Here is a 24,138-nt window from a genome sequence, read left to right as displayed (position 1 = left end):
GGTGGATTCCCGACCCGCTTTCCGAGGGCCACGGCCGTGAAGGAACTCGTCGCGGATCTCGTCGGTTCGATCGATCCGCTGGCGCTGGCACTGCGAGTCGCCGAGCAGGCATGTCTGCTCCTCCCCGACGTCGACGGCGCGGTCGTGGTGGTGTTGCGGGACGACGGGCCGGAGGTGGTCTCTGCGCACGGCGGGTTGACACCGCTCCTCGGCACGACGCCGCCGGCGCATCTGACCCTGGCGGGCGGCGACGAGGTGGCGGATCAACACGATGCGGGTTCCGTGCTGAGCACGCCACTGCTACGCAATGCCGTCGTATTCGGGTGGGTGTCGATCGTGTCGGCCGAGCGTGGCGCCCTCGACGGCGATCACGCGAAGATCATGACCGCCGCAGGCCGATTCATCTCCACCATCCTCACCGCAGACAGCGCCCTTGCGACTCAGTTGGACGAGTTGCTGGGCAACACCCCGGACGTCGTCGAACCCGCAGCACGCTTCCTCGCGGCACTGGTGGCCCCGCGAGCGGCGGCACGCCGGCAATTGCGCGCCGAGATCGAGGACATCTCGGAGGCCGAACAGTTGCGCGCAGTCTTCCAGCCGGTCCGAAATCTGCGCGACATGCAGATCATCGGTTACGAGGGACTGTGCCGATTTGCCGACGGCCACAAGACATCTCCGGATCAGTGGTTCGCCAAGGCCCATCTGGTCGGGCGCGGCACCGACCTCGAGATACAGGCGCTCCGAGTGGTCCTGGCCGCTGCCCGCGATATCCCACGACAGTTCGAGATCTCGGTCAATCTCAGCCCAACCACCGCTATACAGCCTGCGGCGCAACAACTCCTGAGATCCGCGGGCCGCAGGATCACCCTCGAGCTGACCGAGTACGAGCAGGTGACCGATCCGATGTATCCCGAACTGGAGGCGCTGCGCCGCGAAGGGATCCGCCTGGCCGTCGACGACACCGGCGCGGGTTTCTCGAACCTGAACCGAATCCTGCGCCTGCGACCCGAGGTCATCAAATTCGACCGGGAGTTGACCGTCGATATACACCACGACCCAGCACGTCAAGCTCTGGCGACCGCGCTGGTGTATTTCGCCCGTGAGATCGGCGCGTTGACAGTCGCCGAAGGAATCGAGAACGAGGAGCAGCACCGCGTGTTGCGCGACCTCGGCATCCACTACGGCCAAGGCTTCTTCCTCGGGCCCCCGCAGCCCGTCACATCTGGCGTCTGACCGCTACGCCTGTCACACCGGAGTGTAGATACCGACGATTCGGGTATAACGTCTTTGTCCACTGCCACAACGTGAGTGAGTGTTCACATGAGTTACCCGTTCTCTCCCGATGACCTGCGACCGACGGCACCACGTCGCGTGCCTCCGGGTAATCGCATGAACATGCACGAGCTCAACGCCTGGCCGGGCAGGTTGTGGCTGGCGCTCGCGGTGACTGCCGTAACGGTCGTGGCCCTGGGGCTGGTCATCCTTTCCTGACGCGGCCATCGGCCATACTGGCTGAGTGAACCCCGTCATCGGCTGGATCGTCATCGTCCTGGCCGTGGCCGGCCTGATCACCCTGACCGTCCTGCTGATCGTGACGCGCGGCAAGCTCAATGGCGCACGCCAGGAAATCGAGCGCCTGCGGCGGGACAGCCCGCGCCGACGGCGACCGCGCGGGCTGGCACCGGTCGCCATCAAAACCGTCTGGCAAGCCGCTGACTCGCTGATCAACAAAGGCGTGCGGGCCACCGTGCGCAACTCGATCGAGGACCTGGCGGGCTGGGCCCGCGTGGAGCGTCCCGATCTGGCCAGGCTGACAGCCGACGGGCAAGCGGTGATCGTCTTCTCCGATATCGAGGGCTCCACCGAGCTCAACGACGCCCTCGGCGATCGCGAATGGGTGAAAGTGCTTGAGCGGCACAACAAACTCTTCTACAAGCACGTCGAGAAGCACAGCGGGCATGTCGTGAAGACGCAGGGCGACGGGTTCATGATCGCCTTCGCCGACCCCCGGCAGGCCGTCCGCTGCAGCCTCGGCGTGCAACAGGCCCTCACCGAAGACCCGGAACGTTGGGACGACATCCGGGTGCGCATCGGCGTGCACATGGGCACATCGGTCCGGCGGGGTGACGACCTCTTCGGGCGCAACGTCGCCATGGCCGCCCGGGTGGCCGGCCTGGCCGAGGGTGGTGAGGTGCTGATCAGCGAACCGGTACGCCAAGCGGTCGGTAAGTTGCCGGGCGCCGAGTTCGGGCTACCCCGCGATGTCGAATTGAAAGGCTTACAGGGCAAGCACACGGTGTATGCGGTGGCCGGGGCCGATACTCCGGCGCTGGAGGCTGTCGGGGATCAGACCGAGCAAGAGTAACCCTCGAAGCCCGTCCGCAGGGCTCGGCGTCGACTACTATTCGAACACATGTTCGACAGATGGCGGGACCCGCCCGGGGTCAAAATTCTCGTCGTCCGGGATCAACCGGTCGAGGTGCTGACGCACCTGCTCTGGCCGGAGGCCGACCGCCCCATGTACCTGTCCCCCGCGCCGGTCCGTGCTCACGGGTTGGCGGTTCCATCCATCGCTCACGGAACCCTGGTCGCCTGGGTGCGGCGCACGTCCGGGACGTGGCTGGCGGTGGTGAACGTGGAGGGTCGCTCCCACGACGGGCAGTCCGCCGTGACGATGACGCTGTGGTGCCCGCGGCACGCCGTCCGGCCCGCCGCGCGAGACCTATCCTGACTCAATGGACGTGACCGCCGCGCACCTGCGGAGCTTTCTCGCGGTCGCGCACGAACTGCACTTCGGGCGTGCGGCCGACGCACTGCACGTCAGCCCGTCCGCGCTCAGTGAGCACGTCGCCACGCTGGAACAGCGGATGGGCCGGACGCTGTTCAACCGAACCTCCCGCAGCGTCGCCCTCACCGACGACGGTCGGCGTCTGCTCCCTCTGGCCGAGCGGGCCGTGCGGTCGATGGACGACGTGGTGCGCTGGGCGTCGAAGACCACCGAACGGACGACCATCCGGATCGGGCTGGAGGTGTTCAGCCCACAGTTCCGCACCATCTACGCCGCGGCGCAGCAGACGATGCCCGAAATCGATTGGCATGTCGTCTAGTTGGGCTTCGGTGATCCCTTTCGGGCACTGTTCGACGGGGACGTCGACTGCGCGTTGATCCCGATGCTGGCGTCGCCACCACGCCGGGTGCACGCGACCGCCCTGTGGTCAGATTCCTGCGTGCTGATCGCCGCCGACAGCCATCCACTGGCCGACCGCGACTCCGTGTCCGTGGCCGATCTGACCGACCAGACCTTCGTGACCGTCGGCGATGCGTCCACCTCCGACTATTGGCTGGGCGAAGCCCTGCGCGACGCGCCCCGGACCCTGCCGATCGCTCGCAGCTTCGACGAAATCCTCGAACTGTGCGCGGCGGGGATCGGCGTCAACGTGGCGGGCGCCGCAGGCTCGCACATCTATCGACGCCCCGGCGTGCGGTTCGTCCCGATCTCCGACCTCGACGAACGACCCACCTATCTGTGCGTGGCCAAAGGCAGGTCAAGCGTGGCGCTGCGCCGCTTCGCCAAACTCGCAGTGTCCGCATCATCCGGATTCACCGAACAATAGTTCGCGACTTCCTGCTGGTGTGCGGCCCGCGCAAGGCCGAGGATCGATCTATGCGACACCACACGATCACCTACGCGCAGCGCGCCGGCGAACCGCTTCTGTGCGATCTTCATCTGCCCGACGCGGTCACCGGTCCCATGCCCGTGGTGCTCTGGTTGCACGGGGGCGGATCGTTCACCGGTGACCGCACGCTGGCACCACACCGAGAACTTCTTCTGCCTGTCGGGACGGGTCTGGTTGTACGCCAACGGCTCCGAGGTGCTGCTCACGCCGGGAGATTTCGTACACGCACCGGCGGGCACCATCCACACGTTCGCCATCGAACGGCATGACACCAAACTGCTGGGCATCCTCACCTCCGATATCTTCGAGCCCTTCTTCGACGTCACCGGTGAACCCACCGACGACGTCATCTACACCGAAGGTCTGATCCAGCCCGAGCGGTTCCGCGAACGGTTGATCGCCAGCGCCCCGACCTCGACCTCGACGTCGTCATCGCCGGTCCGCCGCCCGCACGCGGCCGCGCGCTGGACCTGTGAGCGCCCGCGACCACCGAGAAAAGCGGTAATTGCGCCCTGCCAGCTTTGCTGGCGGCGTGCCCGTTAATCTGTAGTCTCGGCACGTTGCCGCATTTGGTTGGAGGTATTGCCCCATGCGTTCCCTGAGCGTGGCACTGGTCGCCACGGTTGCCGCCCTGTTCGGCTCCACCGGTGTGGCGGTGGCGGCCCCGAAGGATTACTGCGCTGACCTCAAAGGCGGCAACACCGGCAGCTCGTGCGAGATCCAGCTGTCCGACCCCTCATACAGCGTCGACATCAGCATCCCGCTGGACTACCCCGACCTGAAATCGGTCTCCGACTACATCACCCAGACGCGCGACGCATTCGTCGCCTCAGCCAAGTCCGGCACCGCCCCCTCCGAGTTGAGCATCAAGCCATCGAACTACAGCTCGTCGGTTCCCCCGCGCGGTACCCAGGCTGTCGTGTTCACGGTGTCTCAGAACGTCGGTGGGTCGCAGGCACAGACCACGTACAAGGCGTTCAACTGGGACCAGAGTTACCGCAAGGCGATCACCTACACGGCGACGCCGGACGATAAGGAACATGCGCCCTTGTGGCGGGTCGACGATCCGCTGAAGACCGTCGCACCGATCGTCCAATCTGAACTCCCCCCCCCCCCCCACCCCCCCCCCCCCCCCCCCCCCCCCCCCGCCCCCCCCGGCGCCGGCGCCGTTGCCGTTCGCGCAGGCCGCTCTCTACAACCCCGCCAATTACCAGAATTTCGCGATCGTCAACGACGGGGTCATCTTCTTCTTCGACCAGGGCGTAATGCTGCCCGCCTCCGCCGGCGCGCTGCACGTGCTGGTGCCCCGGTCGGCGATCGACCCGATGATCGCGTAGCGCAACGGGTTCGCAGTCAGGACGATCGGTGATGCGCTCTGGCCAGACGTTCTGCAATCGGCGGGCACAAGTGAAGTGGGGCGGGCGGGGCTCGAACCCGCGACCAAGGGATTTGGTTTTGGCGATTCTCGGCTCTTACTTCGAATACCGGTTAAGTCTCAGCGGAACAACGGGTTTGACTACTTCTGAGATCCCTGCTGTTTTCATCGATTCCGGTCGAATCTCGATCATTGTCGGTGAATATTCGATGACGAAATGTACCCGGACATCCCCGCGACCTAGCCTCCAGAACTGGCGTGTGAGCATGGCAGTTCCGCAGCCCAACTACCCCGTGTAGCTTGTAAACCGCCGACCAGTGTCCAGCTGAACTAAGCAACGCGTGGGCCACCTCGACGGCCCGCGGCTAGTCGTGGGCCCAGCAGCCGGGCGGCGCCTCGACCTCCCAGTGCTCCCGTGCGGTCAACGTAGTCGGCGACACCTCGGCCAGCCGATCGGCGAGACATCTCTGTGCGAGACCGACGATGTCGACCATGTCACGGCCCGCAGTCCCATGCCGACACCGGAGGAACGAATCCGGTGGGGAACGCCTGTCACAATCCCCCATCCCCTGCCCGTAAGGGGCGGCCGGATCGGGGCATGCAGGTACAGGACATTAGCGGAGGGGGTAACGCGCGAAGGACTGTCCACCCAATTCATTATCGTCATCAACGCGCAGCCCGGAAACACCGCGACATTGATTCGTGCACAATCAAATACCGGGTATTGACGAATTCGCACATTCCTTATCGGCCCCGCCTCGTATCATCCGCGATATGGGCAGGAAGCGGGGATTCTGGGCAGAACTACAGCACCAGCAGCGGCTGGCAGAACAGCGCCAACGCGCCGCGTACGTGGCAGCGTACGCGGCACACACCGCCGCGACCCTAGAGGCCGAACGCGCGCAACGCGAGTACGAACGCGCGGTGACCGCAGCCGCGCACGCGGCGGAGCGGCGACGTTGGGAGGCCGAAGCCGAGGCCCGCAGAGCGCATGAACGAGCACTACTCGCTGCTGCCGAAGCGAACACCCAGCGCGCCATCAGCGCGTTCAAGCAGATCGACACCATCCTCGCAGCCACCCTCGACGTCGATGACTACGTCGACATTGCCGCGTTGAAACAAGCGGCCGACCATCCGCCGTTCGATCCCGCCGGCCTTGATAGACCCACGTCCAAGCCGAAACTGCACAATCCCCCGCCAGAACCACAGTTCACCCAACCTCCAGCGCCGACTGGATTATCCAAACTGTTCGGCAAACAGAAGCATGCCGAGGCCACCGAACAGGCCCACGCCGCGTGGGCTCAGCAGCATCAGGCATGGAAAGACAACGTTGAGCGAATACTGCCGTCCAAGAACGCATCGCTTCTCGAAGCGCACGCTGCCGCGGAACGGCAGCGCGCCGAACGTCTCGCCGCTGCGCAAGCGGCTTACGACCAAGCCTGTGCCGATCGGGAACGCGCCGTCGCTGAAGCCAACACCAAGCTGGACGCGTTCGCCCGCGCCCTCGAAGCCGGCGAACTCGACGCCATCCACGAGTACGTGGGCATTGTGCTCGGCAACTCCGTGTATCCCGAGGCCTTCCCCGTCGACCACGAGTTCCAATTCGACCCAGAGCTCGGCGAACTCACCGTAACGGTGATCATCCCGCCACCCTCGGAACTGCCGGCGGTCAGGCTGTACAAATACATCCAGAAAACCGGCGAAACCCGTGAAACGCCCTGCACGCAGAAAGAGCAGCGCGAGCGCTACAACAGTGCCGTCGCTGCGGTAGCGGTCCGAACATTTCACGAGGTCTTCGAAAGCGACCGCGATGGCCGTATCCAAACCATCTCTCTCACAGTTCAAACCGAGACGATCCATCCGGCAACCGGCCTGCCGGAGGCATTCCCTTTCGTCGCGGCAGCCGCCGACCGCCACGACTTCGGCCAGTACGACCTGCACAATGTCGACCCCACCCAGACGCTCGCCTACATGCATGCTCTCGTGTCCAAGAATCCCTTCGCTCTCAAACCCATTAGCTCCGCTCGCGGCGTCCGATCGTGAGCGCACCGCAGCCGGCGGCCTCGACTGTCGACGATCTACGCCGCGAGAATCAACGGCTGCAACAGCAGTACGAAGATGCCCTAGACGAAGTCGACCGGTGGCGGCGCGACGCCGAGGCCCTGCACGACGTCGGGATCTATACCTACCGCCATCCCCTCGACGATGCAGTCGCCTACCAGGATGCCCTGTCAGCCATCCGCGACGACATCAAAGCCTTCATCTCCCAAGGCCGAGCCATCGAAGCATCGACCCGCTTCACCTTCGACAACTCTCTAGCCAAGGGTCGTAAAATGACTGGCGATCTGGCCAAGCTGATGCTGCGCGCCTACAACGCCGAGGCCGAGAACTGCGTGCGCTATGTAAAGGCGGGCAACCTTCCCGCCGCCGAGAAGCGCCTGTCCGGTGCGGCGACATCGATCGCCCGATACGCCTCCATGATGGAGATGCATATCAACCCCGATTACCACGCCCTGCGGGTACGCGAACTCGAACTCACCGCGGACTACCAGATGAAAGTCCAAGAAGAACGCGAGGCCGCCAGAGAGGAACGCGCACGGCTGCGGGAGGAACAGCAAGCCGAACGCGAACTCCAGGCCGAACGCGCCAGACTGGAGAAGGAACGCTCGCACTACGCGTCCGTGCTCGATGCCCTTGGTGGCTCTGGTCGGGATGACGAGCGCGAAGAGCTCGCCGCCAGACTTGCCGACATCGACCAAAGCATCGCGCGGAACGACTACCGAATCGCCAACATCCGCGCTGGATACGTCTACGTCATCAGCAATATCGGATCCTTCGGACGGGGCATCGTCAAGATCGGGATGACCCGGCGCCTCGAACCTCTCGATCGGGTCCGCGAACTCGGCGACGCCTCAGTCCCTTTCGCCTTCGACGTCCACGCTCTGTTCTTCTCCGACGACGCCGTCGGCGTCGAAGCCCACCTCCATCGACACTTCGCCCCTACCCGCGTCAACCGAGTCAACCTACGCCGAGAGTTCTTCTACGCCACACCCCAGCAGGTCCGGACCGCACTCACCGAAATCGCTGGAAACCTTTTGGAATTCACTGAGAACCCCGACGCCGAGCAGTTCCACGCCAGCGAGGTCATTCGCTCTCAGGAACACGAACATGATCACCTGGGGCAAACCACAGCGTCTGACGTCGAGAATGCATATGCCGACTGATGACCGGCCCGCAAGTACCACCAACATCCAAGGCGCCGATAACTCCCGACTACCTCAACGTCCCTGAGATGTGAACGCTACAGTCACGCATCTATTGAATCAGAGTGACCTGCAGCGGCATTTCGATGACGAGCGGCTCGTTGATTCCGCAGTTGCCGCTCGTGCCGACGGTTCGGTTCCATCCCGAAAAAGTCTTCACTGCATCGAAACTCGGAGACCCCGAGAGATCTGGAGAGAAGTACAGGAGCTGATCTCCCGGCGCGGGAGTGCCACCGCTGCAAGGTTCCCACTGGTCGAGGTGACGTCGGATGTGCCAGAGCCCGGCGGACTCACAGACAATCGGCGCCTTCCAACCCTGACTGCTCGCGATCGTTCCGGCGCAGTCGCCTGCGGGAGTGCATGCTGTCTCGATTGCCCAGGTATCTGTCACGGTCTTCTCATCGTGATAGATGTCGTTGGTCTTGGCCCATACCCCGTCGGAGGTGGCGGAGAAATTTCCGTTGAGCAGCGGGTCGCAGAAACCGGCGGTGGCGACGGGCGCACCACCGATCGCGGCGACCGCTGCTGCGCTGGCGAGGAAGATGGTTGCGGTTGCTGCGCGGACCGCTTGGTGTCGTGTGAATGTCACTGTGGTTCCGCCAAGATCAGGTCTTTCCAGGTGTGTGGCGCTCCCCCGACTCGCAGGTCGCTCTGTTGGTGGGTGCGTCCATCGGAGGTCACGTATCGTCCGGTGTTCGGGTCGTATTTGGCGAATACCATCGCGTGCCGGCCGGATCCCGTATTGCTGGTGTAGCCGCTGGGCGCGGCGGGCACCCCCTCAGGTTCGCTGTTCTCCGGTGGTGAGGGTGGCGCACCGGCGGGCGGCGGATTTCCTGCCGGCGGTGCTGAAGGGAGTCCGTCGGGCGGCGGCATGGGGGTGCCCTCGGTCGGAGCGTAGAGGTTCTCGGGCGCGGTGACTCTTCCGTCGAGGGGAATGCCCTGAGCTACCAAGTTCGGGTCGAAGGGGTAGGGCCCCAGCATGTGTTCACGCATGGCCAGCGGTTGGAAAGGCTGAGTGCTCTTGCAGATTTCCGCCGTGGGTGCCCGCTTGCCGGGTTGGTTGAGGCAGGGGTAGTTGCGCGCACCGCGTACGGCGAGTGGTGAATCCTGGGGCAGTTTGCAGTAGAGGCCATCAGGGGTGTCGACCAGGCTGGTGTCCTCCGGTGAGCGCCACATGTTGGGTGGGAGGAATCCGACGGTGCAGGACGGTGGGTCTCCTTCGGTGAGTGCGAAGTCTCCTTGTCCGAGTCCTGTGGGGTTGTGGTCGGGGGCTTCGGAGAGGATGTTGGCGATGAAGGGTGGAAAGAGCACGAGCAGTTGTTCTAGCCCGGGGTTGTAGGTGACCAGTATTTGTCCGATTGAGGTCATGTTCGCCAGCAGGACGGGCAGCGTGGGCTTTATCTGGTCGAGGAGTTTCGTCGCCTCCGTTGCGGCGCTGGGTCCCTCGTTGAGGATGGTGCGGAATTGCTGGTCGTCGGTGACGGCTTGGTCCGTGAGGCCGGCGAGGTGACGTGCCCAGGATCGAAGGTCATCTGCTGAAGCGGCCTGTCCGTCTAGGAGTGGTGCGCTGTCGTCGACGAGGGTTTTTATCTGATCTCTGACGGGACCCAGGTCGCTGGTGAGTTTGGCCGAGGAGTCGACAAGTGATTGCAGGTCGTAGCCAGCTCCGTTGAAGGCTTTGAACGATTCATCGAGCAGACTTCCGAGTTGATCCTTGGGAATGCTGTTCAGCAGTGCGCTTGTTTGGTCGAGCAGTGGGCCCACTTGTTGGGGAAGTGCGTTGGCGGCCAGCGTGATCGATGCCCCGTCGCGAAGGTACGGTGGGTCATCGTCGTGCGGTTGCAGATCGACGTACTGTTCTCCGACTGCGGAGATGCTGCGTACTTCGGCCTTGACGTTAGCGGGTATGCGGGGTGAATCATCGAGTGACAGTGTGGCTTTGGCGCCGTCGTCGGTGAGGTCGATTGCGGTGACCTTGCCGATCTGCACGCCACGATAGGTGACGTTGGAGAATCGGTAGAGTCCGCCGGTTGCGGGCAAGTTCGCGGTGACGGTGATGCGGCCGATGCCGAGAAGCGTAGGTGCCTGCAGGTATACCACCACCATGACCGTGAGCCCGACGACGGAGGCAATCGCGAAGATCACCAGTTGGGCGCGAACGAACCGGGTCAGCATTTACCGGTCTCCCTGCTCGGCGGGAAGTGGGGCCGGCGTGGCTCCCGTTGATGGTGGTGGCGGTGGCGCGGGGGGTTGAGGAGCTGACGGTGCACGCGTGTTGGATACGCCGGGCAGAATCGTCGCCGGTCCGATCGGTGGCGGGGGCGAAGGAACTTCGCTGCCGCTGGGCGGGATGCCGGTGATGGCTCCGAGTGGGTTTTTTGTGTAGTACCAGTCGTATCCGGGGTCTCCGGGTGCCGGGACGAGTTCCGCGCCGTCCAGTCCCCAGCGGGTGCCGAGGAACATGCCGCGTTTGAGGCGGGGAACGGTGAGGTCGGCGACGGCGAACAGGTTCATGTAGTCGCCTTTGAGCCCTCGGTCGATGATGTTTTGGCCGTAGGGAAAGACGGTGGCGAATATGAGGCCATCAATGAGACCGGGTCCGACGTCGGCCAACGCACCGACGGTGGGTTCGAGATTCTTCAGATTCCTGACGAGATCTGCCTGGGTATCGTCGACGACGGCGGTGGCGGTCTGGGCGAAGACTCTCAGTTTGTTCAGAGCGGTCATGATCTGCGGCTTCTGCGCGAGCAGGACATCAAGTGCGGCTGGGAGTCTGCGTAAGGTTTCGTCGATGACCGCGCGTCGGCCCGCCAGGGTGCTGGCTAGTCGGTCCAGCGCCCGCATGGAGGCGATCATGTCGCCGCGTTGGTGGTCGAGCACGCCGACAAAGGTGTTCAGCCGGCTGATGAGGTCGCGGGCAGCGTCATGATTTTCTGATAGGGCGGCGGTGAAATTGTGCACGATGTCGCTGATCTGGCCCAGTCCTCCGGCGCTCACGACGGCCGCCAATGACGACAGCGTCGCTTCGGTTGAGGGGTAGGTCGATGACTGGTTGATGGGGACGGTTGCCCCTGGTGGGATGTGACCGGTGGGAGGTTGGCCCGGTGGTGGATCAAGCGCCAGATGCATCGATCCCAGCAGGCTGGTTTGGCCTACGCGGGCTATGGCGTTGGCGGGCAGGACCGTGCCAGGCTCGACCCGGATCTCGACATCGGCGTGCTGGCCACGCAGGGTCATCGCGCCCACGCTGCCGACGACGACGTCGTTGACCATGACCGGCGAATTCGATTCCAGCGTTGCCACATTGGCCAGTTCGATGTGATAGTGGATGGCATCGCGGCTGTGTCCCAGGGTGCCGGGTAAGGGCAGCGAGTTGATGCCGCCGAAGGCGCATCCGGTCAGAGTTGAGGCCACGATCGCGGTGACGGCGGTGCGCCTGACCAGGTTGGCTGTGGTCTTCATGCCGGCGGTGTCCCGTCCTGGTCGGTGGGCGGGCCCGGGGGTACAGGCAACGGGGCCGTGGACTGCTCAGGGAGCAACATGCCGTCCACGGTGGTGGGGCCGACTGCACCGGGGATCTGTTGCCCGCCGGCCGGTGCTGAGTCCCCGCCCAGCCCGGTATAGGCCGAGATGGAGGGTGGCTGTTCGGTCACTGCTGGTGATGATCCGGCGGCGCCGGGAGCGAGCGCGGGGTCGGTGTAGATCACGTTGCGGGTGGTAGGCACCAGCACAGGGTTGATGGGGAATGGGAGGTTGTTGAAGTTCAGGGTATTGAGGGCCGGTCCTAGATAGTCGGCGCACAGTTTGGCGGTCTCGGCCGAGGTCGTGTTTTTCACCGCCCCTATGGCCGCGCACACGAACTGCATGGGGTTGGAGAAGTTGTTGAACGACACTGAGCCCAAGATGGTGCCGGTGTCGGCGTTGTAGTCCGCGTATCCGTTGGCGATTGCGTTGGGTGTCACGTGCAGAAGTTGCTCGAGGTCGTCGCGGTGGGCAACGAGATTCGACGTGACATCGGCCAGCCGTTGCACCTGTTCGCTGGTCTTGTCGCGCGTGTCGGTGAGAAACCCGCGGACGTCACCGATCGCAGAGGACAGATTCTTCAGGGCCGCGTCCAGGTCGGATCTGTTGTCGTCGAGAACGCTGGTCAGAGTGGCGAATCGCCCTTGGAATTGCACGATTTGAGGGTTGGTGTCACGCAGGGTGCTCACCAGTGTCTGGAGACTTTTAATGGTGCCGGCGATGTTTCCGCTTCCGTCGGCGAGGATTCTGCCGACTCCGGCGAGTTGGGTCAGCGTCTGGCGCAATTTGTCACCGTTGCCGTTGAGGGCGTTGGAGGTGCTGTCGATGAAACGGGCGATGGCCGGTTCTGACACTTGGCTGTTGGGTCCCAGTTCGGTGGCCATGCGCATCAGTTGGGTTTTTACTTCATCCCACTCCACGGGAACCGCCGTACGGTCTATCGGGATGACAGCGTGATCAGTCATCTGGGGGCCACCGGTGTGCGATTCGTAGGCGGGAGTGAGTTCGACGTAGCGGGCCGCGAGCAGGTTGGCGGCGACGATGACGGCCTTCGCGTCCGCGGGTAGCGGTACCCGGTGGTCCACGCTGAGTGTCACCTTGACGTATTCACCGGCGGGATCGATGGCGGTGATGCTGCCGACTTTGACTCCGGCAACGCGTACCTCATCGTTGGGATACACAGCGGTGGCCGAAACGAAGTATGCCGTGATCGTCTTCGGTGCGAAGAATCGATCACTCAGGACTACGGCGGTTGCGGCGAGAGCGAAGATACAGAGCACGATCGTCGCTGACGTTCTGAGGCGCCGGCGAGTCATCGTGGTCCTCCTGGGCCGGGGTTCTGGGGAATGCCGTTGCGCGGTATCGGGAATTCTGCTCGGGGACCGGCGTTGTCGAGTGGCTGCCCGTTGTTGTCGCCCCGCCGGAATCCGAAGGCGTAGTCCAGGAAGGGCTGAAGCAGTTTGGGCATACTGAGATTGACGATCATGGCTTGGTAGTAGGGACCGCTGGCCACGAGTTCGCCGGTCGTGAGTTCGTATTTGGCCAGTCCGGGTAGCGCTTTGGCGATGTTGTCGCGGTTCTTTTGCAGCACTGCGGTGACCGCATTGAGTTTGTCGAGGGTAGGCGCCAGTTTCGCCTGGTTCTCGTGCACCATCGCTGACAGTTGTTGGGCTACAGCGGCTGTGTTCGCCAGCAGGTCGGCGATCGCATGACGCACCTGGACAAGCACGTCGAGCAGATCATTGGCGTTGAGTATGAGGGTGTTCACTTGTTGACTGTGTGTTGCGAGGATGTCGCTGGTGACAGCGACGTTTTTGAACAGCTCCCCCAGAGTCTGGTTGCGCGTGTTCAGAGCCCGCGACAGACGGGTGAGACCGTCGAAGGTGCTTCCCAGCTCTGGTGCAACGGAATCGATGGCAGTCGAGAGTGCTTCCAAGGACTGGTTGAGGGTGCCGGTGTCGGTGCCGGCGATGTCGGTGGTGAGGTCTCCCACGGCCTCGGTCAGTGAGTACGGGGACGAGGTTCGCGTGACCGGGATGATGTCAGCGGAGCGCAGTCGTCCCGCTCCTTGCGAGTCCAGGGTGAGAATCCGTTGTCCCAGAAGGGATCCGGTGCGGATGTGGGCAGTGGTTTGACTTCCCAGCAGGACTGCTCCGGGCACCGTGAAGGTCACCGCGGCACGTCCATCGCGCAGGTCGACCGCCGATACCGACCCTATCCTGATGCCCGAGACCGTGACATCGTTGCCTGGCGCCAGCCCGCCGGCTTGGGTGAAGAGCGCCTGGTAGCGGATCTCGGTGGCCCATGACGTCAGCTGTTGGGGCTGCAGGCCGATGGCGATGACGAGGACGACGAGCGCAACTCCGATGAATCCTCGCCGGATCAGTTGTGGTCCAAGATATTTGAGCATCAGTTATCCGAGCACCTTCCGGTCTCCTGCTTGAACCACGGGAACACCGCGGTGCGGCCTTGAAGGTCGCTGACCCGGACTGTCACCCCGCACAGGTAGTAGTTGAAAAAGCTGCCGTAGGCACCCAGGCGCGCAAGTTTTCGGTAGTTCTCCGGCGCTTTCTGCAGACCGACGTCGAGGTGGTCTTTGAGAGCTTCGAGATTGGGTGCCAGTCGGCTCAGTTGGTTGACCGTGCCTGCCAGAGCTGGACGGGCCTGGGTCAAGAGATCGGCCAGTGATGCAGTGCCCTTGTCCAGTGCGGTGACCGCGGCGCCGATCGAGTCACGGTCATCGGCGAGCCGGCCGACGAACTGCTGCAATTTATCGACCGTGGTGGCGAACCGGTCGCCGTTGTCGGCTAATGCTGCCACCGCAGCGTTCAGATTGTCGATGAGTTGAGTCACTAGTTCGTCGTTGCCTGCCAGATCCGCACTGAACGAGGAAGTTTCGGAGAACAGGGACTGCAGCGTGCCGCCTTGCCCTTGCAGCATGTGCAGCAGTGCCTGGGTCAAGGCGTTGACGTCACGCGGGTTGAGACCCTGGGTGACCGGACGTAGACCACCGAGCAGAAGGTCGAGATCCAGTGCAGGCGATGTTTGTTCGATCGGGATCTGGCTGCCCGCGGGCAGCGGTACGGACCCGCCTGGGGGGTCGGCGAGTTGAAGGTAGCGGTCGCCGACCAGGTTCAGATAACGCACCGATGCCCGCGTCGCGGTGCTGAATCGTGTACCGCGGTCGGCGTCGAAGCTGACGCGGACAGACTTGTCAGCGAGCAGGGAGACTGCGGCGATCGTGCCCACCCGGATTCCCGCCACACGGACGGAGTCACCTGCCTTCAGCTGAGAGGCGTCGGCGAAAATCGCGGTGTAGCTGCTGGTAGGGCCCATCCGGTATTGCCCGAAGATGAGGAACAGGAACCCGGTCAGAGTGACCATCACCAGGCCAAATACCCCGAACTTGATCAGGTTGCCGCGTGGTGTATCCCTCACCCCGGTTGACCGATCTGTGCGGAGTTGCGCGGCGGGCCGGCGATGGGCCCAAACAGGAATTGTTTGAGCCCGTCGGAGTTGAGCAGGATGCCCTCATTGCCGTAGCGAGTGGGATTGACGCCGGTGTCGGCGACGACGAACGGCGGCCGGGCTTGATACGGCACGTTGGGCAGGCCCGCCACACATTGCGGGCCGCCGGTCGCGGCAACTTTGGGCAGATCGGTGGGATAGCGATAACGCTCTTTACCTAGGACGAATCCGGCGTTGACGGTGGCACCGGGCACTTGAGGTTGCTTGACGTAGGCGCCGCGAACCAGGCCGCCCATCAAGCAGTACAGGGCCTCGTTGTACTTGTTGGTCAAATCGGTGGTGGGCACGAGAAGGTGCACGACGTCAGCCAGTGGCTGACGGTTGACAGACAGCACGTCTTGGCCGGCGTCCGCCAGCCCAATCACGCTGACCAGGAACGCGTCGAGATTGTGCTGTTCCTCTACCAGCGTCTGACTGATCTTGCCCGCATTGGCTGTCACGGTCAGCAGGTCTGGCGCGGCATCGGAGTAGCCGTTGAGAACTGTTGGTGCGATGGCCAATTCATGGCTCAGCGCCGGTAGCGCGGGCTCCAAGGTGGCCAGGTAGGAGTCAAGGTCGGTGAGCATGCGGCCGAGTTGATGGCCCCGCCCGCTGACTGCGTGCGCGATGGCGCTCAGGGTGGCGTTGAGTTTGACGGGGTCAATCTTGGCCAGAACAGCGGTGAGTTGCTCAAAGATGGTGTTGATCTCGACGGTCACCTGCTGTCCGTCGAGCACTTGACCGGCATACATTCGCCGTTCTGACGGATTGTCAGGCGCGCTCAACTGCACGAACTTCGCGCCGAACACGGTGGTCGACGCGATGTCGGCACGGACGTTGGCCGGGATGTAGTGCAGCTTGGCGGGGTCCATCGACAGGTGCAGCACGGCCGATCCGTTGGGCAACACCTCCAACGATGTGACCGTCCCGACCTGCACTCCGCGTAACTTGACCTTTGCGTCCGGGTTCATCACCAACCCGGCGCGCGCCGAGAGGACCGTCACCGGTACCGACGGTCGCAGATCACCGCGGAACAACACCACGACCAGAGCAACGATCAGCCCGAGCGCAGCGATGGTAGCCGCGCCGGCTGCAGGCGAGCGCCATCGTGACTTCGATCCGATGCGCTGTGTCACTGCGGCACCGCGCCCTCGGTGTCCCATTGCGTCCGCCGTTGCCTTTCGGTGTCCCCCACCGTCACCCTTCCGGTTGCGCCGTCACCGTAACTCAATACCTATAGATGTATACACCACGCTTAGGGGCGTGGGGAAGGTTGCTATGACTTGGCTAAAAGTCCTTCCCGCAAGTCAATTACATTATTTCATCGTCCAAGAATCTCGGGTTGACGCACGATCGACACCCGGTTCGATACAGGAATCTGGACATATAGCTATATAGCTATAAGGAGTTAGGGCTGGTACCTATGACTTCGGCGGGCAGGTCGGACGCCTGCCGCGAAGCGAACCGGCAAGGTTTCGCCGGAGGCGCCGGCTACGGCTACGGCTACGGTCACCGTTCGGCGGAGGGGCGAACGTGGCCTTCGATGGTGGCGTGCAGGACGATCTCGCTGGCGTCGGGAACGACTTTGCGTGCCACCAAGAATTCACTGCCCATCCAGCCGTGCCGGATGTACTTGCCGAAGCGCAGTCGGGTGCCCGGTGCCCCACTGGCGGCAGGCAGCATTTTGATCCGTTCGAGTGCCTCCTTGACCGCGGGCCCGGTCAGCGGCCGCGCAGTGGCCAGCGCCGTCATCATCAGCCGTCCCACGTCGTAGGCGTAGAGGGGGAAGAAATACTCGGGCCTGTGCCCATATCTGCGCTCGAACCGGTCGAGGAATTCTTGGCCGGTGCGGTTGCGTTCGTCGTACTGGTCGAGCCCGATCCAGCCGGCGAACTGCTCCCGCCACCACGTGCTGGTGGCCGCGAACTCGAAGGCGGTGGTGGTGTAGCGCAGCGGCATCCAGCCGATGGCCTCTAATGCTTCGTTCATCCCGATGACGCCCAGGCCGAACCCGACATGCATGATCGCATCGGGCTTGCCGGCCGCGAGTTGCGACATAGCCGCGAACTGTTCGGCTTCAATCTGCGCGATGGGCACTTCGGCGGTGATCGTGAGCCCGGCGGCGCGACAGGCCGCCCGGGTGGTGCGTAGATACTCGCGCCCGATCAGACTGTCTTCGTAGGCGAGGCCTATCGTGCGGCACCCGTCCAGTGCCGCGACGGTGGCCATGATGATCGGTTCTTCCTCCATCGATCCTGCCGGAAGTCCAAAGACCCACTCCCCCAGCATGGTTTCCGAGGCCGCCATGGTGATGATCGGTACCTGCGCCAACTGCTCAACAAAGGGGCGCAGCGCGACACCGTTCTCCGAGACCCACGGGCCGAAGATGACCAGGGCATCTTCGTCTACCAGCTCCCAGAACGCGTCGCACACCGGGCGGAAGGATCCGTTGGGTAGCCCCTGAACGGCACGGATCACGAATTCCACAGGGCGTTCCAGGATTCCACGCTGCCGGTAGTCATCTGCCACGAGCTGCAGTGTCGGGATCACAGTCTGATCGAAGCCGCCCTCGCCATCGAGATAGTCGATGAGGATGCCAATCCGCGCGGGTGTCAGATGCGCACTCACGGGTGTTCTCCTGTCAGGAAACTCGTCGTCGCTCGACCACGCCTTCACCGACATTCACCACGATGATGTCAACGGTCTCCACCACCGCACCTCCTGGAAACCTGTCATCACGCTGGCGTGCATGTTAAGCAAAGACCCGGCAATCTGCGCCGCATCAAACTATCCCACTGCGGACTCCGCGTCCAGCAAAAGCTCTAAAGCTTTCAGCAGAGCTTAACGATGATGGTTGAGATCGACGATGGCACCGGCGTGGTCTCCGAGCATCGATCGGCGTACCCGGGCCATATGGGCGGCGCAATGCGCCTGCGCGCCGTCGCCGTCGCCTGCAGCGATCAACTCCACGAGCCGCTCGAAGGAACGAATCGTCCGCCGCCGGGACGCGATCGGCTCGGACTGACTGCGCGTCAACACGTCGGCCACCGCACGGACAATGACCTCGTTGATCATTTCGCAGATCAGAATCAATGTCTGGTTGCCGGCCAGCTGCACGATGTCACTGTGGAAGCGCACCATGGCGGTGATACACAGGACCGGATCCCCGACGTGGCGCTTCATCTCCACAACGACCGCGTGCAATTGCTCAGCGGCGCGTTTGTGACCACGCGACATGGCCACCATCCGCGTGGCCGCCGGCTCGATGACCGCACTGGCTTCGAACACGTCGGTGAGTGACACGCTGCGCGACTGCAGCACAAGCGCAGCAGCTCGCGCTGTGGTGCGCTGATCAGGACGGTGCACGATGACCCCACCCAAGGTTCCGCGCGCGACCGACACCAGCCCCTCGGCCTCCAGGATGCGTAACGCTTCGCGCAGCGAGGGACGGGAGACCTCGAACCGTTCCAACAGTTCACTCTCGGTGCCGAGCAGGTCGCCCTCATCAAGATCACCGGCGATGATCAGACCACGCAGTTCGTCGGCTATCCGCTTGGGTTTTCCCGGGGCGCCGGTCGGCGCCACGCCTCGCACCGATTTGGTCTTGGCCACTTCGCTCCCTACCGCCCCGCACGAGCACCGTATCCAGGCAAGTATCCGACATCGTCCGCGTAGGTGGCGACGATCGTTGCATTCAACCCGGTGATTGTCGCCGACGCGGTCGGGTCGCCGCACATCGGCATGCCCGGGCCAACCGTTGAACGCGACGGGCAAATGCCTGGCGGACGCGTTCGATCCCAGCCCCTTTACAAGGGATACCTCTAGAGGTTTAACTAGTCGCAGTCCGCAACACCAATCCCGCAGCGGTCAGCTGCTCGATGATCCGAGGTGGCCAGAAGTGCTGAGGTCGCACACGAAGTGGGCCACGATGAGTTCCGGGGCGGATCGTTTCCGCACGGCGTCAGGTTCGACCACTCGCGGGGTTTGGGATCGTCGGCGCGTCACCGATGTCGAGCATGCAGGACACGAAAGACGGAAGCGAACAACATCATCTGAACGGCCACGTCTCGGTAGTGGTCAGAGTAGTTCAATACCGTTGCAAGTAGGTGTGTTTCGTGCCTGATAGCGTTCGCTTCACGGTCTCGTCTGGCCCGGCAACCACTGCCCACTACCGTCGGGACTGGACTCCCATGCCAGACATCGGGCTTGCCGGGATGTGGATTGGTGCTGTGGTGCAGGACAGCGCCGGCCAGACGTACTTCGGACTACGGGGTACCGATGACTTCCTGGTGGGGATGACGCACGTGGTTGCGCCAATCACGGGATTCAAGCGGCTACCCCGGTCACTCAATCCTGACCCTCCACACCTGTTTTCGGAGTACTCGACCATCGACTGGTTCGAGCCCCTGATCTACAGCGACAGCTCTTCGGCGGCGAGATTGGGCTACGACAGTGGCCGCATTGAACGGGACAACGAGGGATTGCACTGGTTTGATGCGGCCGGCCGCTGGGAGTTGCACGGCCAACAGATCAGCGATGTATTCACCGTCCACGTGCCGGCACAGGACGATATCGCCCATCAAACGTACTACCGCCATGAGCTCATGGCGGCAAGCGGAACGGTCAACGGCGTCGCAGTCTCAGGATATCTACACCAAGACTTCGCCTACGGCCCACCCGGCATGGTGTACCCGCAATTGCCCATCGGCAGACAGTTGCAGGGAATGTGGGTGTCCTGGGTGCACCAATTCGGCGACGGACAATGGGGCGGCGGGTGTTTCTGGCAAGGCCGAGACGGCCTTGCGTTCGGTCCCGGCTACCACGTCAGCAATGGCGTCACGACCGCCCACGACGATGTCATAGCTACAGCGCAGTTCAACGAAACAGGTCAGATTGTCGCCCTGCGGGCGATGATCGGCACGGACACTTACGAATTCACCTTCGACACCGCAGGCAGCTACATCCACGTCTTCGGCCGGGTCAGCGCACACCCGTCGGGGCGGGTGCCGACCCGTAGCTGGTGCTGGGTGGAGCACGCCGGTTCGATGCTCACCGCAGAGACACTGGACATGTTGATGACCAAGTTCGATCTGGCGCGCGCACGGTGAACGGCCGTCCGATGTGCTCCCGCACGTTACTGCCTGACCGAGTCAATCGAGAAGACAGCTCGGGGGCGCCGAACCAACCCAGCCCGGCGCCGCGCCTAGAGCTCCGCGCGTCGTGGCTACGCCCGGGGTTGCGGCGATCGATCCTCACGGACAGGCAACACGATCGCGGCACCACGGCGTTCAATACGCCCACACGGAGCAGGTCGGCGAGCGGTGGTGTTCATTCGGGCTTGGCGTGGCTACGCAGCGGATTCGGGATTGGGGACTGCGGTACGCCACTGAGTTTACGCAATGTCGTGATGCAAGCCTGCAGCTCTTCAAGCGCCACACCGGCCACCTTCGCGCGGAAGAATCCATGCAGTGCGCGTAACGACTTCTGTTGTACGGCAGCACCTCGCCGCGTCGCCACGATGCGGGTCACCCTGCCGTCGGTTTCGGACGGAGTGCGCCGCAAAAGTCCCGCAGTGATCAGCTTGTCGATATCGGAGGTGATGGTGCTGGGCAACACGTTGAGGTATTCGTGTAGCAGTCCGGGCCGGTCAAGTCCGGCATGGACCAAAAAGATGATCCCCAGTGCACGTTCGGAAATCCCATACTCGCTGGCCACCGGCACCGTAAGCGTGGACAGCAGGCGCTGCACATCCATCACAGCACCGAGGAAGTCCACGACATCCGCATCGTCGGCTGCACCGATGGTGTCCACGACGCCACACCCTACTAGAACAGCAGAGCCGTCGACCGGTTCGCGATCTTTCACGTGTGAACGACAGCTTTCCTTCCGATCACAAGTGAGGGTCACCTCCCCCGGCACTGCAGTGCGGCCGGGCAACAGGCACGGAGCACCATGAAACCCACCCTCGAAAAACAGGAATCTACCGCCGCTGGCCGCACCGAACACGCACCCACGACACGAGCGTGGGTGGCTATCCTGTGTTGGATCGCCGTTGCCGCTCTAGCGGTGTTCATCCTGGTGACCGCTCAGAAGCACGGGCCGGTTTCACCGGAGAACGCCGCTCCCGGCGGCTCCGGCGCGCTCCCCCCCGTGCAACCACTGTGGCCCAGTATCGACTTCGTCTTCTGGGGACAGATTCTGGGCGCTGTTCTGCTGGCACTGATCATTGCGGCGTCGCTTGTCGTCTGGCGTCGTCAACCCGGCCATCCCGTGATCCTCATGGTCCTCGCCTCCAGCACACTGTTCTGGTGGGACCCAATCAACAACTGGATGATCGGACTGGTCTACAACCCCAGGATGTGGCACTTTCCACGGGATTGGCCGTGGCTCAACATTTCTCCGATCATCGAACCCCTGACGTCGATCATCTACGCACCCTACGTTCTTCTACCCTATTTTCTGGCGATGCCCATCCTGCGAGTGATGCAACGACGGAGCGGACCGAAAGCCCTCGTGTGGCGGCACCCGCTGGTCTGCATCGGTGCCCTGACATTCGTCATCGGAGTGATGTGGGATGCCGTCCAAGAGATCCTGCTCACCCGCACCCAGTTCCTCACCTACAGCCACGTCATCGACTTCGGTTCCCTGGATACCGGTAAGAACAGCCAGTTCCCACTGCTGATGGCCAGCGTCCTCATTACGGTCATCATGATCCCGGCCTCGATACTGCTCTACCGCGACGACACGGGAAAATCGCAGGCAGAGAAACTGTCTCAACGCCTGACCCTACATGCACGACATCCCAAGTTGGCCGCTTTCGTGGTGATGACGATCATCCTGAACATCGCGATGATGAGTTTCAGCTCAGCCTTCTGGCTGGTGCGCACTACCGATGCAGCCTCCACCGTCGCATGCCCGTGGCCCTATCCCCAGGCCAAGACCTGGGACCCGCGCGGCCACTACCAATCCCAAGGCGCGCCTGGGCCTTTCACCGCCGGTGCGGCCAGCACCTGGCAAATCGGGCAACCTCACGGACGTCCGACAAACGTCATCGTGGAGTCTGACCGCTGCGCAACCCCGTAGAGTCGCCCAGCACACCATTCCCGGCCGCAGTACCGCAGGTTTACGGCATGCTGGCCTGCGTACTGGCCGGTCGGCCCGTCCAAGTCATCGCCGGCCGGCGCGGCGGACACACGTGGTCTGACGGGTATTCCATCAATGTCGATCCCAGCCTGGATCGGCGCAATGCTGTGGAGGCGGTCGTGGTTCAGGCCGCGCTGATCGGCGCCGGAAGCCTGTCAGCGGAACTCATGCGCCCACTGATACGACGGGCGCGGTGGCGGCGCCGCTTCCTGAGCATCGAAGGTCCGCGAGCCGTCGCGCACCTGCGTGATCTGCTTCCGCAGTCACTGACCTACATGGTTCGTGACGACATTGCGATGCTGAGCAACTCGCCGGCCTCTTCCCTCTGTTTGGCGCGTACTCATCTGGCTGTGCCCGAATCCGGTTTCCCGTTGGGGGTTCTGCGACCTCGGACGATCCTGGCTGTCCAACGCCATCGACACACCGCCGAATCATCGTCCGGATTGACCCACCGTCCCGACGCCAACGCCGAGCAAGCAGAGACGCCCCGCGCGCGCGATAGCCCTGCGGACACACAGCGCGCGCGCGACGGGGCCGAATCCCCGCTGTTCTCGTCAGGGACCCCGACGGCTTTGGCGGCGCGGCTGCTGCGCGCCTTACTGGGCGGGACAGCGGCCCCCAGCGCGGACGGGCCAATTGGCGGGCCTGCGACGTCGCGCGCAGGCGCGGTCGGGCGTGGCGGGCCCAACACCAGAATTTACCGATCAACCGCCAACGAATTGGCAAATTCCCCTTCAGGCAAAGGATTTCGTTATCCCGAGTGGCACGCGCACATCGGGGCATATCGCGCGGAATGGTGCACGGTACGCGTCGCGGAACCCGACGCTGGACGATCGACACCGGATTCGAATCCTGTTGCCGTCCCGGATCTGCGCCGCCCCCTGGCCCGCCTGGGCACGCGCGCCCAGATCCGGCGCCGTCAGTCTCAGGGAGACGATATCGACATCGACGCTGTGATCGATCACCAGATCACCGCCGGCAGCTCAGAAGACGCCGACGGGGTGGCGTGCTATCTCGCCGCCGTCCGTGATCAGCGCGACCTCTCGGCACTGATCCTGCTTGATGCGTCCGGCTCGGCCGCCGAACCCGGCGTCGGGGGCGTTCGGATCCACGATCACCAACGCAGCGCAGTCGCCGGATTGACCGGCGCCATGCAGCGGCTGGGCGATCGTGTCGCTGTCTACGCCTTCACCTCCCATGGTCGCCATCACGTACAGATGACCGCTCTCAAGACCTTCGCCGAAAGGACCGATCGCACACTGCGGACCCGCCTGCAGCAGCTAGAACCTCGCGGGTACTCCCGGCTGGGCGCGGCTATCCGCCACGGCACCCACCTACTCGACAACGAGGGTGGCACCACCCGACGACTACTGATCGTGATCACCGACGGCCTCGCCTTCGATCACGGTTACGACCAAGAGCGTGGCACTCACGACGCTCGACGCGCCCTGGCCGAAGCACGCAACCGGGGCGTGGGTTGTCTCTGCCTGTCTGTCGGTGCCACCAGTCCTCCTGGCGACCTGGGACGGGTCTTCGGCACCGCCGCACACGCCACGATCGCACGCCCCGAGAACCTCGCTCTCGTTATCAACCAACTCTGCCGAGCAGCGCTGCGCGCCGCCGAAGTCCGCCGACACCACTAGTCACCCGA

Annotated in this window: 21 protein-coding genes and 1 pseudogene; 12 read left to right on the top strand and 10 right to left on the bottom strand. The window is 63.5% G+C overall.

From position 1 onward, the window contains the following. Positions 1-36 precede the first annotated feature (36 nt). The 9 genes and pseudogenes from AC1DY7_RS13540 to AC1DY7_RS13500 all read left to right on the top strand — a co-directional run bounded on the left by AC1DY7_RS13540 (position 37) and on the right by AC1DY7_RS13500 (position 8,276). Entirely contained in the window at positions 37-1,233 is a 1,197-nt protein-coding gene (locus AC1DY7_RS13540) for an EAL domain-containing protein (RefSeq protein ID WP_477494195.1), read from the top strand. A 283-nt stretch (positions 1,234-1,516) separates the two neighbouring features. Next, positions 1,517-2,365, top strand: coding sequence for an adenylate/guanylate cyclase domain-containing protein (locus AC1DY7_RS13535; protein WP_477494194.1), 849 nt, complete (start codon positions 1,517-1,519; stop codon positions 2,363-2,365). A gap of 48 nt (positions 2,366-2,413) precedes the next feature. Beyond that, the gene (locus AC1DY7_RS13530) at positions 2,414-2,731 is read left to right on the top strand and encodes a hypothetical protein (RefSeq protein ID WP_477494193.1); all 318 of its coding nucleotides are present in this window, start codon (positions 2,414-2,416) and stop codon (positions 2,729-2,731) included. 4 nt (positions 2,732-2,735) lie between these two features. Beyond that, positions 2,736-3,107 (top strand): LysR family transcriptional regulator, encoded by a 372-nt coding sequence (locus AC1DY7_RS13525; protein ID WP_477494192.1) that lies wholly within the window; start codon positions 2,736-2,738, stop codon positions 3,105-3,107. Then, positions 3,108-3,614, top strand: a complete 507-nt coding sequence (locus AC1DY7_RS13520; RefSeq protein WP_477494191.1) for a LysR substrate-binding domain-containing protein — start codon at positions 3,108-3,110, stop codon at positions 3,612-3,614. A gap of 180 nt (positions 3,615-3,794) precedes the next feature. After that, positions 3,795-4,220, top strand: a complete 426-nt coding sequence (locus tag AC1DY7_RS13515; protein WP_477494190.1) for a cupin domain-containing protein — start codon at positions 3,795-3,797, stop codon at positions 4,218-4,220. A gap of 46 nt (positions 4,221-4,266) precedes the next feature. Further along, positions 4,267-5,014 (top strand): annotated as a pseudogene (locus AC1DY7_RS13510) (RsiV family protein). An 812-nt stretch (positions 5,015-5,826) separates the two neighbouring features. After that, entirely contained in the window at positions 5,827-7,095 is a 1,269-nt protein-coding gene (locus AC1DY7_RS13505) for a hypothetical protein (protein ID WP_477494189.1), read from the top strand. After that, positions 7,092-8,276, top strand: coding sequence for an SNIPE associated domain-containing protein (locus tag AC1DY7_RS13500; RefSeq protein ID WP_477494188.1), 1,185 nt, complete (start codon positions 7,092-7,094; stop codon positions 8,274-8,276). The genes AC1DY7_RS13505 and AC1DY7_RS13500 overlap by 4 nt, the downstream gene beginning before the upstream one ends. A gap of 91 nt (positions 8,277-8,367) precedes the next feature. On the opposite strand, the gene AC1DY7_RS13495 is transcribed toward AC1DY7_RS13500, so the two are convergent. From AC1DY7_RS13495 to AC1DY7_RS13455, 9 genes are all read right to left on the bottom strand, one after another. Then, the gene (locus AC1DY7_RS13495; protein ID WP_477494187.1) at positions 8,368-8,904 is read right to left on the bottom strand and encodes an Rv2253/PknI dimerization domain-containing protein; all 537 of its coding nucleotides are present in this window, start codon (positions 8,902-8,904) and stop codon (positions 8,368-8,370) included. Then, positions 8,901-10,490 (bottom strand): MCE family protein, encoded by a 1,590-nt coding sequence (locus tag AC1DY7_RS13490; protein WP_477494186.1) that lies wholly within the window; start codon positions 10,488-10,490, stop codon positions 8,901-8,903. The genes AC1DY7_RS13495 and AC1DY7_RS13490 overlap by 4 nt, the downstream gene beginning before the upstream one ends. Beyond that, on the bottom strand, positions 10,491-11,777 hold the full coding sequence (locus AC1DY7_RS13485) for an MCE family protein (RefSeq protein ID WP_477494185.1): 1,287 nt from the start codon (positions 11,775-11,777) through the stop codon (positions 10,491-10,493). Continuing rightward, entirely contained in the window at positions 11,774-13,153 is a 1,380-nt protein-coding gene (locus AC1DY7_RS13480) for an MCE family protein (RefSeq protein WP_477494184.1), read from the bottom strand. Before AC1DY7_RS13480 ends, AC1DY7_RS13485 begins: the two co-directional genes overlap by 4 nt. After that, positions 13,150-14,247 carry an MCE family protein gene (locus tag AC1DY7_RS13475; protein ID WP_477494183.1) on the bottom strand — a complete coding sequence of 366 codons (1,098 nt, stop codon included), beginning with the start codon at positions 14,245-14,247 and terminating at the stop codon, positions 13,150-13,152. Before AC1DY7_RS13475 ends, AC1DY7_RS13480 begins: the two co-directional genes overlap by 4 nt. After that, the gene (locus AC1DY7_RS13470; RefSeq protein WP_477494182.1) at positions 14,247-15,275 is read right to left on the bottom strand and encodes an MCE family protein; all 1,029 of its coding nucleotides are present in this window, start codon (positions 15,273-15,275) and stop codon (positions 14,247-14,249) included. The genes AC1DY7_RS13475 and AC1DY7_RS13470 overlap by 1 nt, the downstream gene beginning before the upstream one ends. Then, positions 15,272-16,507 (bottom strand): MCE family protein, encoded by a 1,236-nt coding sequence (locus AC1DY7_RS13465; RefSeq protein WP_477494181.1) that lies wholly within the window; start codon positions 16,505-16,507, stop codon positions 15,272-15,274. The genes AC1DY7_RS13470 and AC1DY7_RS13465 overlap by 4 nt, the downstream gene beginning before the upstream one ends. A 346-nt stretch (positions 16,508-16,853) precedes the next feature. Then, on the bottom strand, positions 16,854-18,026 hold the full coding sequence (locus tag AC1DY7_RS13460) for an ABC transporter substrate-binding protein (protein ID WP_477494180.1): 1,173 nt from the start codon (positions 18,024-18,026) through the stop codon (positions 16,854-16,856). 159 nt (positions 18,027-18,185) lie between these two features. After that, positions 18,186-18,929 (bottom strand): FadR/GntR family transcriptional regulator, encoded by a 744-nt coding sequence (locus AC1DY7_RS13455; RefSeq protein ID WP_477494179.1) that lies wholly within the window; start codon positions 18,927-18,929, stop codon positions 18,186-18,188. Positions 18,930-19,459: 530 nt separating this feature from the next. Between AC1DY7_RS13455 and AC1DY7_RS13450 the strand changes: the two genes are divergently transcribed. Beyond that, positions 19,460-20,452 carry a hypothetical protein gene (locus tag AC1DY7_RS13450; protein WP_477494178.1) on the top strand — a complete coding sequence of 331 codons (993 nt, stop codon included), beginning with the start codon at positions 19,460-19,462 and terminating at the stop codon, positions 20,450-20,452. A 220-nt stretch (positions 20,453-20,672) separates the two neighbouring features. Here AC1DY7_RS13450 and AC1DY7_RS13445 read toward each other — a convergent pair whose 3' ends face one another. Then, complete coding sequence (locus AC1DY7_RS13445; protein ID WP_477494177.1) at positions 20,673-21,155, bottom strand: MarR family winged helix-turn-helix transcriptional regulator; 483 nt, start codon at positions 21,153-21,155, stop codon at positions 20,673-20,675. Between the two features lie 141 nt (positions 21,156-21,296). Between AC1DY7_RS13445 and AC1DY7_RS13440 the strand changes: the two genes are divergently transcribed. Both AC1DY7_RS13440 and AC1DY7_RS13435 read left to right on the top strand, forming a co-directional pair. Next, positions 21,297-22,427, top strand: a complete 1,131-nt coding sequence (locus tag AC1DY7_RS13440) for a spirocyclase AveC family protein (protein ID WP_477494176.1) — start codon at positions 21,297-21,299, stop codon at positions 22,425-22,427. Positions 22,428-22,474: 47 nt separating this feature from the next. Then, positions 22,475-24,130 carry a nitric oxide reductase activation protein NorD gene (locus AC1DY7_RS13435; RefSeq protein ID WP_477494175.1) on the top strand — a complete coding sequence of 552 codons (1,656 nt, stop codon included), beginning with the start codon at positions 22,475-22,477 and terminating at the stop codon, positions 24,128-24,130. The last annotated feature ends 8 nt before the right edge of the window (positions 24,131-24,138 follow it).

The sequence above is a fragment of the Mycobacterium sp. P2_H7 genome (assembly GCF_056403275.1).
This window is presented reverse-complemented; position numbering and strand designations above follow the sequence as displayed.